This is a genomic window from Xenophilus sp. (genome assembly GCF_044462705.1).
Classification (GTDB): Bacteria; Pseudomonadota; Gammaproteobacteria; order Burkholderiales; family Burkholderiaceae_C; genus Xenophilus; species Xenophilus azovorans.
The window spans coordinates 1-8,481 of the sequence record NZ_JBIQNC010000169.1; the positions used below are offsets into that span (position 1 = coordinate 1).

The following is an 8,481-nucleotide window of genomic DNA, read 5'->3' on the forward strand; positions in this document are numbered from 1 at the left end:
GCCTGCCGCCGGTCCAGCTTGCGGCTGAGCACGATCGAGGTCTGCGTGTGGTCCACGCCCTCGGTCTGGCCGATGCGGTCGAGCAGGGCGTCCAGCTGCTCGTGCGTCTCGCAGCGCAGGAAGGCCAGGACGTCGAACTGGCCGCTGACGGTGAAGACTTCCTCCACCTCGGGCAGCCGCTCCAGCGCGCGCAGCACCGCCGCATTGCTGCGCGGCTGCACGCTCAGCGCGCACCAGGCGCGCACCGCGCCCTGTTCCTGCCGGCGGCCCAGGCGCACGCCGTAGCCGGCCACCACGCCTTCCCGCTCCAGCCGCGCGATGCGCGCCACCACGGTGGTGCGCGCCAGGCCGAGCCGGCGCGCCAGCTCGGCCGTGGGCGCGCGCGCATTGGCCTGCAGCAGGGCGAGCAGGCGGCGGTCGGTGTCGTCCATGACGACGGAATGTAGGAGCCGGTCGCCGCTTCGACAACCACGAAGGCGTTCTTCGACGGATCGGGGGCTGCGGATCGTCGGCACTCCGGCCTAGCATCGAGGCACCTGCCGCTGCTTCGAGGAGCCTGTCATGACCGCCTCCATCGCCTCTCGATCCGCCGCCGTGCCGGTCGCCGTGCTCGGCGCCGGCCGCATGGGCCTGGCCATCGCGCTGATGCTGCGCCATGCCGGCGGCTACACGCTGCGCGTGGCCGACCGCGACCCGGCGCGGCTGGCGCTGGCCGCGGCGCTGGGCTGCGAGACGCTGGCGCTGGACGGCCACGACGCCGCCGCGCTGGCGCGCGCGGTGCGCGGCTGCCACGCCGCGCTCAACGCGCTGCCCTTCCACTGCGCGGTGGACGCGGCCACCGCCTGCAAGCAGGCCGGCGTGCACTACTTCGACCTGACCGAGGACGTGCCGAGCACCCGCGCCATCCAGGCGCTGGCCGAGGGCGCGCGCACGGTGCTGATGCCGCAGTGCGGGCTGGCGCCGGGCTTCGTCGGCGTGCTGGGCCATGCGCTGGCGGCGCGCTTCGACCAGCCTGCCGCGCTGCACCTGCGCGTGGGCGCGCTGCCGCGCCGGCCCGACAACGCGCTGCGCTACAAGCTCACCTGGAGCACCGAGGGGCTGATCAACGAGTACTGCAACCCCTGCGAGGCCATTGCCGACGGCCGGCGCGTCGAGTTGCCGGCGCTCGAAGGACTGGAGCGGCTGGTGCTGGACGGCGTGGCCTACGAGGCCTTCAACACCTCCGGCGGGCTCGGCACGCTGACGCACACGCTGCCGGCCTCGGTGCGGCGGGCCGACTACAAGTCGATCCGCTACCCGGGGCACGGCGCCATCATGAAGCTGCTGCTGAACGACCTGCGCTTGCGCGAGCGGCGCGACCTGCTGCGCGAGATCTTCGAGTCGGCCCTGGGCACCACGCTGGACGACGTGGTGCTGATCGCGGCGCGCGCCAGCGGCCTGCGCGGCGGCCGGCTGGCGCGCGAACGCTTCTCGGTGCGCATCCTGGGCGCCGAACTCGACGGACACGCGCTGTCGGCCATCCAGCGCTGCACGGCCGCCGGCATCTGCGCGGCGCTCGACCTGGTGGTGCAGGGCGTGCTGCCGCAGGCCGGTTTCGTCGGCCCGCAGCAGGTGCCGCTGGCGGCGCTGCTGGCCAACCGCTTCGGTGCCGTCTACGCTGAGCGTGCGCCGCAAACGCCCGGTGCCGACTGTGCAGAGAAGGAGTTCGCACCATGACCGCTGCCCTCATCCCGAATTGCAGGCCCTGTTCGATGCGCTGGGCCTGACGCTGCCTGCCGCGCCCGCCGATGCGGCGGTGGCCTGGCCCGTGCATTCGCCGATCGACGGCGCCCTGCTGGCCTGGCTGCCGCGCACCGGCGAGCGGGCGCAGCAGGCCTCGGCCGAAGCCGCCGCGGCGGCGCAGTCGCGCTGGGCGGCGCTGCCGGCGCCCGCGCGCGGCCAGGTGGTGCGCGCCTTCGGAGAGCAACTGCGCCGGCACCGCGACACGCTGGGCCGGCTGGTGACGCTGGAGACCGGCAAGATCACCGCCGAGGGCCGCGGCGAGGTGCAGGAGATGATCGACATCTGCGACTTCGCGCTGGGCCTGTCGCGCCAGTTGCATGGCCGCGTCATCGCCTCCGAACGCGCCGAGCACAAGATGCTGGAGAGCTGGCACCCCTTCGGCGTGTGCGGCGTGATCTCGGCCTTCAACTTCCCGGTGGCGGTGTGGTCCTGGAATGCGGCGCTGGCGCTGGTGTGCGGCAACGCCGTGGTGTGGAAGCCTTCCGAGAAGGCGCCGCTGTCGGCGCTGGCCGCGCACGGCCTGCTGCTGCGTGCGCTGCGCGAGGCCGCGCCGGGCCATGAGGCGGTCGCGCAGCTCTGGCTGGGCGGGCGCGAGGCCGGCGAGGCACTGGTGGCGCACCCGGGGGTGCGGCTGGTCAGTGCCACCGGCTCCACCGGCATGGGGCGTGCGGTGGGCGTCGCCTGTGCGCAGCAGTTCAAGCGCAGCATCCTCGAGCTGGGCGGCAACAACGCCGCCATCGTGCGCCCCAGCGCCGACCTGGCCCTGGCTGCGCGCGCCATCGTGTTCGCCGCCGCCGGCACTGCCGGCCAGCGCTGCACCACGCTGCGGCGCGCCTTCGTGCACCCCGACGTGTACGAGCCGCTGCGAGAGCGGCTGCAGCGCGCTTACGCCTCGCTGCGCGTCGGCCAGCCGGCGGCCGAGGGCACGCTGGTCGGTCCGCTGATCGACGGCGCCGCCTTCGAGGCCATGCAGCGCACGCTGGCCGAGTGCCGCGATGTGCACGGCAACCGCGTGTGGGGCGGCGAGCGCGTCGCTGTGCCCGGCTGCGAGGGCGGCTTCTACGTCCGCCCCGCGCTGGTGGAGACCGAGGTGCAGCATGCCGCCATGCTGCGCGAGACCTTCGCGCCCATCCTGTACCTGCAGCGCGTCGCCGGACTGGAGGATGCCATCGCGCTGAACAACGCCGCCGCGCACGGCCTGTCTTCGTGCATCTTCACCGAGTCGCTGCGCGAGGCCGAGCAGTTCATGTCGCAGGCCGGCAGCGACTGCGGCATCGCCAACGTCAACATCGGCACCAGCGGTGCCGAGATCGGCGGCGCCTTCGGCGGCGAAAAGGACACCGGCGGCGGCCGCGAGTCCGGCTCCGACGCCTGGAAGGGCTACATGCGCCGCGCCACCAACACCATCAACTACGGCCGCGCGCTGCCGCTGGCGCAAGGGGTGCGTTTCGAGGTGGACGGCGCCGGCGGGTAGCCGTTCCCATTAAAATCCCGCGGATTCCGAGGAGCGTTGCAGCGTCTCCCGCCCGGCAGGGCGGCGCAGATGCGAGGCTCGGAACTCTTCTTCCCGCAACGACGCTCGCCCACGCTTCTGTGCGGTGAGCTGTTTCCCCAGAACGTGGACGCCTGTCTCAACCCGCCCTCGCGGCAACTGGAGCACTGATGAACGCGCCTGCCACTTCCAAACAACTGACCAACGTCGATTGCGCGATCGCCGACCTGGGCCTGGCGGCCTGGGGCCGCAAGGAGATCGCCATCGCCGAGACCGAGATGCCCGGCCTGATGGCGATCCGCGACGAGTACGCCAAAAGCCAGCCGCTCAAGGGCGCGCGCATCGCCGGCTCGCTGCACATGACGATCCAGACGGCCGTGCTGATCGAGACGCTGCAGGCGCTGGGCGCCGAGGTGCGCTGGGCCTCGTGCAACATCTTCTCGACGCAAGACCACGCCGCCGCCGCCATCGCGGCCGCCGGCACGCCGGTGTTCGCCATCAAGGGCGAGTCGCTGAAGGACTACTGGGACTACACGCACCGCATCTTCGAGTTCGGCCTCAAGGGCAGCAAGGCCGAAGGCCCGAACATGATCCTGGACGACGGCGGCGACGCCACGCTGCTGATGCACCTGGGCGCGCGCGCCGAGAAGGACATCAAGGCGCTGGGCAAGGCCAAGAGCGAGGAAGAGAAGATCCTGCACGCTGCCATCAAGGCCCGCCTTAAGGATGACCCCACCTGGTACAGCCGCCGCCTGAAGAACATCATCGGCGTGACCGAGGAGACCACCACCGGCGTGCACCGCCTGCAGGAGATGTCGGCCAAGGGCACGCTGGCGCTGCGCGCGATCAACGTCAACGACTCGGTGACCAAGAGCAAGTTCGACAACCTGTACGGCTGCCGCGAGTCGCTGGTGGACGGCATCAAGCGCGCCACCGACGTGATGGTGGCCGGCAAGATCGCGGTGGTGTGCGGCTACGGCGACGTGGGCAAGGGCTCGGCCCAGGCGCTGCGCGCGCTGTCGGCGCAGGTGTGGGTCACCGAGATCGACCCGATCAACGCCCTGCAGGCCGCGATGGAGGGCTACCGTGTCGTGACGATGGAAGAGGCCGCCGACAAGGCCGACATCTTCGTCACCTGCACCGGCAACAAGGACGTCATCACCTACGCGCACATGGCGGCGATGAAGGACCAGGCCATCGTCTGCAACATCGGCCACTTCGACAACGAGATCGACGTCGCCTCGCTGGAGAAGCACTGCCAGTGGGAAGAGATCAAGCCGCAGGTGGACCACGTGATCTTCCCCAGGCAGGGCAGGAAGCCCGCCAAGCGCATCATCCTGCTGGCCAAGGGGCGCCTGGTGAACCTGGGCTGCGCCACCGGCCACCCCAGCTACGTGATGTCCTCCAGCTTCGCCAACCAGACCATCGCGCAGATCGAGCTGTTCTCCAAGTCCAAGGACTACCAGCCGGGCAAGGTCTACGTGCTGCCCAAGCACCTGGACGAGAAGGTGGCGCGGCTGCAGTTGTCGAAGCTGGGCGCGCAGCTCACGAAGCTGAGCAAGGAGCAGGCCGCCTACATCGGCGTGCCGGTGCAGGGCCCCTACAAGCCCGATACCTATCGCTACTGAGCGAGGGGCTGCGATGCGCGCCGACCAGTTGCTGGTGGAGCGCGGCCAGGCCGCCTCGCGTGCGCAGGCGCAGCGGCTGATCGCGGCCGGCGTGCAGTGGCGGCTGGCGGGCGGCGCGTGGAGGCGCGTCGCCAAGAACGGCGAGGAGCTGCCGCCCGCGGCAGAGCTGCAGCCGGAGGACGACGCCGAGACGCGCTATGTCTCGCGTGGCGGCCTGAAGCTGGAGGCCGCGCTGCGCCTGGCTGGCGTGGATGCCGCCGGCCTGGTCTGCCTCGACGTGGGCCAGTCCACCGGCGGCTTCACCGATTGCCTGCTGCGCCACGGCGCGGCGCGCGTGGTCGGCGTGGATGTGGGGCATGGCCAGTTGCACGAACGGCTGCGTGCCGACCCGCGCGTGACGGCGCTGGAGGGCGTGAACGCCCGTGCATTGACCGCCGCCGGCCTGGGCGGCGCGCTGCCGCCGGGCGGCTTCGGCCTCGTGGCCGGCGACCTGTCCTTCATCTCGCTGGCGCTGGTGCTGCCGGCGCTGGCGCCGCTGCTGGCCGCCGGCGGCTGCATGCTGCTGCTGGCCAAGCCGCAGTTCGAGCTGCAGCCGGGCCGCATCGGCAAGGGTGGCATCGTGCGCGACGCGGCCGCTTACGACGAAGTACGCGACAAGCTGCGCGGTGCCGCCGACGCGCTGGGCCTGGCCTGGGCCGGCTGGCACGACAGCCCGATCCTGGGCGGCGACGGCAACCGCGAGTTCCTGATGGTGTTGAGGAAAACATGACGACCGCCTCCCCGCTCTCCCTGAGCTTCGAGTTCTTTCCGCCCAAGACGCCCGAGGGCGTGGTCAAGCTGCGTGCGGTGCGCCAGCAGCTCTACGCGATGAAGCCGCAGTTCTGCTCCGTCACCTACGGCGCCGGCGGCTCCACCCAGGCCGGTACCTTCGGCGCGGTGCGCGAGATCCTGCAGGAGGGCGTCGATGCCGCGAGCCACTTCTCCTGCATCGGCGCCACGCGCGAAACGGTGCGCACGCAACTGGCCGAGCTGAAGGCGATGGGCGTGAAGCGCCTGGTGGCGCTGCGTGGCGACCTGCCCAGCGGCTACGGCATCGGCGGCGAGTTCCAGTACGCCAGCGACCTGGTGCGCTTCATCCGCGAGGAGACCGGGCGCGACTTCCACATCGAGGTGGCCTGCTACCCCGAGGTGCACCCGCAGGCGCGCAGCCCCGAGGCCGACCTGCGGGCCTTCGCCGCCAAGGTGCAGGCCGGGGCCGACTCGGCCATCACGCAGTACTTCTTCAGCCCCGAGGCGTACTTCCGCTTCGTCGAGGACGCGCGGGCCCTCGGCCTGGACGTGCCCGTGGTGCCGGGCATCATGCCCATCACGAGCTCCGCGCAGCTGATGCGCTTCTCCGACGCTTGCGGCGCCGAGATCCCGCGCTGGATCCGCCTGCGCCTGCAGGCCTACGGCGACGACGTCGCCTCCATCCGCGCCTTCGGGCTGGATGTGGTGGCGCAACTGTGCGAGCGGCTGCGCGCGGGCGGCGCGCCGGCGATCCACTTCTACACGATGAACCAGTCGCAGGCCACGCTCGGCGTGCTGCAGCGGCTGGGCTGGGGGGCATGAGGGCGGCACGGGTGATCGCCGGGCGGGCGCGCTGGCTGGGCGTGGCCTGGCTGGTCGGCCTGCTGGGCGGCTGCACCACGCCGCCGGGCGAGCCGCCGGCCGCGGCGGGTGCTTCCGCGGAGCCGCTGAAGCCGCTGGCCCGCCAGGCCGGCACGCCGCTGGAGGCGCCGCGCTCCCGCGTGCCCTCCGTGCGCTACGACCTCGCGATCGGCCGCGCCGAAGACGAGTTGCCGCCCGACGACGGCGCGCCCGGCGACCAGCCGCCGGGCGAGGTGTACGAGCGCGGCGGCGCCTCCTGGTACGGCATCCAGTTCCACCAGCGCAGGACGGCCAGCGGCGAGCGCTTCGACATGGGCGCGTTCACCGCCGCGCACAAGAAGCTGCCCTTCGGCACCCGCGTGTGCGTGCGCAGCCTGGTCAACGGCAAGGAGGTGCTGGTGCGCGTCAACGACCGCGGCCCCTACGCCGCCGGCCGGGTCATCGACCTGAGCCGGGCCGCCGCCGAGCAGCTCGACATGATCGGCCTGGGCATCAAGCAAGTGGCGCTGACGCTGATCGGCGCCGAGGGCGGGCGCTGCAACGGCGTGCCGGTGGACGCGGCCGAGAACGGTTCTTCCGGCGCCGACGCGGACCCGGCACCCCCGGCGCCAGCCGCGCGCAAGGCTGCCCCGCCTCGTCCGTCCCGCCGGCGCAGGTAGTTCCCGTCAGTACATCTGCGGCGCGGGGTCGCGCGAAGGCCGGCGCCAGATCTCTCGCGTCAGGTGATTGATCTTGCCATCCAGCTTGGCGGCCTGCGCCATCTGCAGCATCGCGGGGCTGTGCAGGACGTTCACCAGGGCCCGGTCGACCTGCTCGCCGAAGGCCCGGTCGCCCTTGCGCAGCATGAGCGCATAGGGCTCCACCGTCTCCAGCGTGCCGCGGCGCGCGATCTCCGGGTCCAGCGGCACCAGCACGCTGTCGGCGAACAGCGTGTCGATCTGCTTCCTCTTGAGCATCTCCACGCCGGCGTCGTAGCCGGGCACCGGCACCACGGCCTCGATCCGGGCCGCGCCGCCTTGCGCCGCCCGCTTCTTCATGATGCCCTCGGCGGTCGAGCCGGCGACGACGCCCACCCGCCCGAACTGCAGCGGATGCGCGTAGCGCACCTCGTCCTTCCGGTAGGACACCACGATGCCCGAGACGAAGAAGGTGTGGCTGAAGTCGACCTTGTGCGCACGCTCGGCGGTGTGCGTCGTGCTGCCGCACTGCAGGTCGATGCGGCCGTCCGCGAGCATCTCGAAGGAGCCGGGCAGTGAGACGGGCGTGGTGCGGATCTCGATCGGCCGCCGGAGCTGGACTTCCAGCTCGCGCACGAGCGCGCGGCACACCTCCCATGAAAATCCGGCCGGCCTGCCGGCGGTGTCTTGATATGCGAAGGGCGGCGCGTTGTCGCGCACGCCGATGCGGATGACGCCCTCTGCCTGGATCCGCGCCAGCGTGTCGACCCGTCTTCTTTCCTGCGGCTGGGCCGGAACCGCCGCCGTGATGCACACGGCCAGCGCCAGCCAGCGTGCGAATGCCCGCTTGTCCACGTACCTCTCCCCCGAATGCCCGATGTGTGACGGGCCCGAATGTAGGGTGGGAGGGCCGAGGTGGAAATAGACCGGAAGTCGATTTTTTGCAACCTACAGGATGAAACGGCGGACAGCGTGAACAACTGCACGCATGGCCGGCGGCATGCCGCCCGCCTGTGCCACGGGCCTAGGCCGATGCGCCGTCCAGCGTGAAGCCGGCGTGCCGGTCCTGCGCCAGCTGCGGCGCCAGCCAGGCCAGTGCGGGCCGCAACTGCTCCGCCAGCGTGTAGGGCGGGTTCAGCACGAACATGCCGCTGGCCGGCAGGCCGGGCCGCCGCGCCTGGCCGTCGGGCGTGGCCGCGACCTTGCTCGACTTCACCGTCAGCGTGGCGTGCAGCCACGGCTTGCCGGCGCG

General features: G+C 71.9%; 8 protein-coding genes, 1 pseudogene and 1 riboswitch. Of the genes and pseudogenes, 6 read left to right on the plus strand and 3 right to left on the minus strand.

What is annotated here, in order from left to right; all coding sequences use genetic code 11:
- Positions 1-431 (minus strand): Lrp/AsnC family transcriptional regulator (locus ACIY1X_RS20280; protein ID WP_399684021.1); only part of this gene is annotated, 431 nt, incomplete at its 3' end.
- A gap of 130 nt (positions 432-561) precedes the next feature.
- Here ACIY1X_RS20280 and ACIY1X_RS20285 point away from each other — a divergent pair.
- The 6 genes from ACIY1X_RS20285 to ACIY1X_RS20310 all read left to right on the plus strand — a co-directional run bounded on the left by ACIY1X_RS20285 (position 562) and on the right by ACIY1X_RS20310 (position 7,211).
- Positions 562-1,716 (plus strand): saccharopine dehydrogenase family protein, encoded by a 1,155-nt coding sequence (locus ACIY1X_RS20285; protein WP_399684023.1) that lies wholly within the window; start codon positions 562-564, stop codon positions 1,714-1,716.
- 19 nt (positions 1,717-1,735) lie between these two features.
- Positions 1,736-3,256 carry an aldehyde dehydrogenase family protein gene (locus ACIY1X_RS20290; protein WP_399684026.1) on the plus strand — a complete coding sequence of 507 codons (1,521 nt, stop codon included), beginning with the start codon at positions 1,736-1,738 and terminating at the stop codon, positions 3,254-3,256.
- A 22-nt stretch (positions 3,257-3,278) separates the two neighbouring features.
- A riboswitch (S-adenosyl-L-homocysteine riboswitch) is annotated at positions 3,279-3,370 on the plus strand.
- 74 nt (positions 3,371-3,444) lie between these two features.
- Positions 3,445-4,902 (plus strand): adenosylhomocysteinase, encoded by a 1,458-nt coding sequence (gene ahcY, locus ACIY1X_RS20295; RefSeq protein ID WP_399684029.1) that lies wholly within the window; start codon positions 3,445-3,447, stop codon positions 4,900-4,902.
- 13 nt (positions 4,903-4,915) lie between these two features.
- Positions 4,916-5,671: a TlyA family RNA methyltransferase gene (locus ACIY1X_RS20300; protein WP_399684031.1), complete on the plus strand. Its 756-nt coding sequence runs from the start codon at positions 4,916-4,918 to the stop codon at positions 5,669-5,671.
- Complete coding sequence (gene metF / locus ACIY1X_RS20305; protein ID WP_399684033.1) at positions 5,668-6,513, plus strand: methylenetetrahydrofolate reductase [NAD(P)H]; 846 nt, start codon at positions 5,668-5,670, stop codon at positions 6,511-6,513. The genes ACIY1X_RS20300 and metF overlap by 4 nt, the downstream gene beginning before the upstream one ends.
- The gene (locus tag ACIY1X_RS20310) at positions 6,510-7,211 is read left to right on the plus strand and encodes a septal ring lytic transglycosylase RlpA family protein (protein WP_399684036.1); all 702 of its coding nucleotides are present in this window, start codon (positions 6,510-6,512) and stop codon (positions 7,209-7,211) included. Before metF ends, ACIY1X_RS20310 begins: the two co-directional genes overlap by 4 nt.
- A 6-nt stretch (positions 7,212-7,217) precedes the next feature.
- On the opposite strand, the gene ACIY1X_RS20315 is transcribed toward ACIY1X_RS20310, so the two are convergent.
- Both ACIY1X_RS20315 and ACIY1X_RS20320 read right to left on the minus strand, forming a co-directional pair.
- Entirely contained in the window at positions 7,218-8,084 is an 867-nt protein-coding gene (locus ACIY1X_RS20315; protein ID WP_399684039.1) for a transporter substrate-binding domain-containing protein, read from the minus strand.
- Between the two features lie 169 nt (positions 8,085-8,253).
- A pseudogene (locus ACIY1X_RS20320) lies at positions 8,254-8,481 on the minus strand (23S rRNA (adenine(2030)-N(6))-methyltransferase RlmJ); the annotation flags it as partial.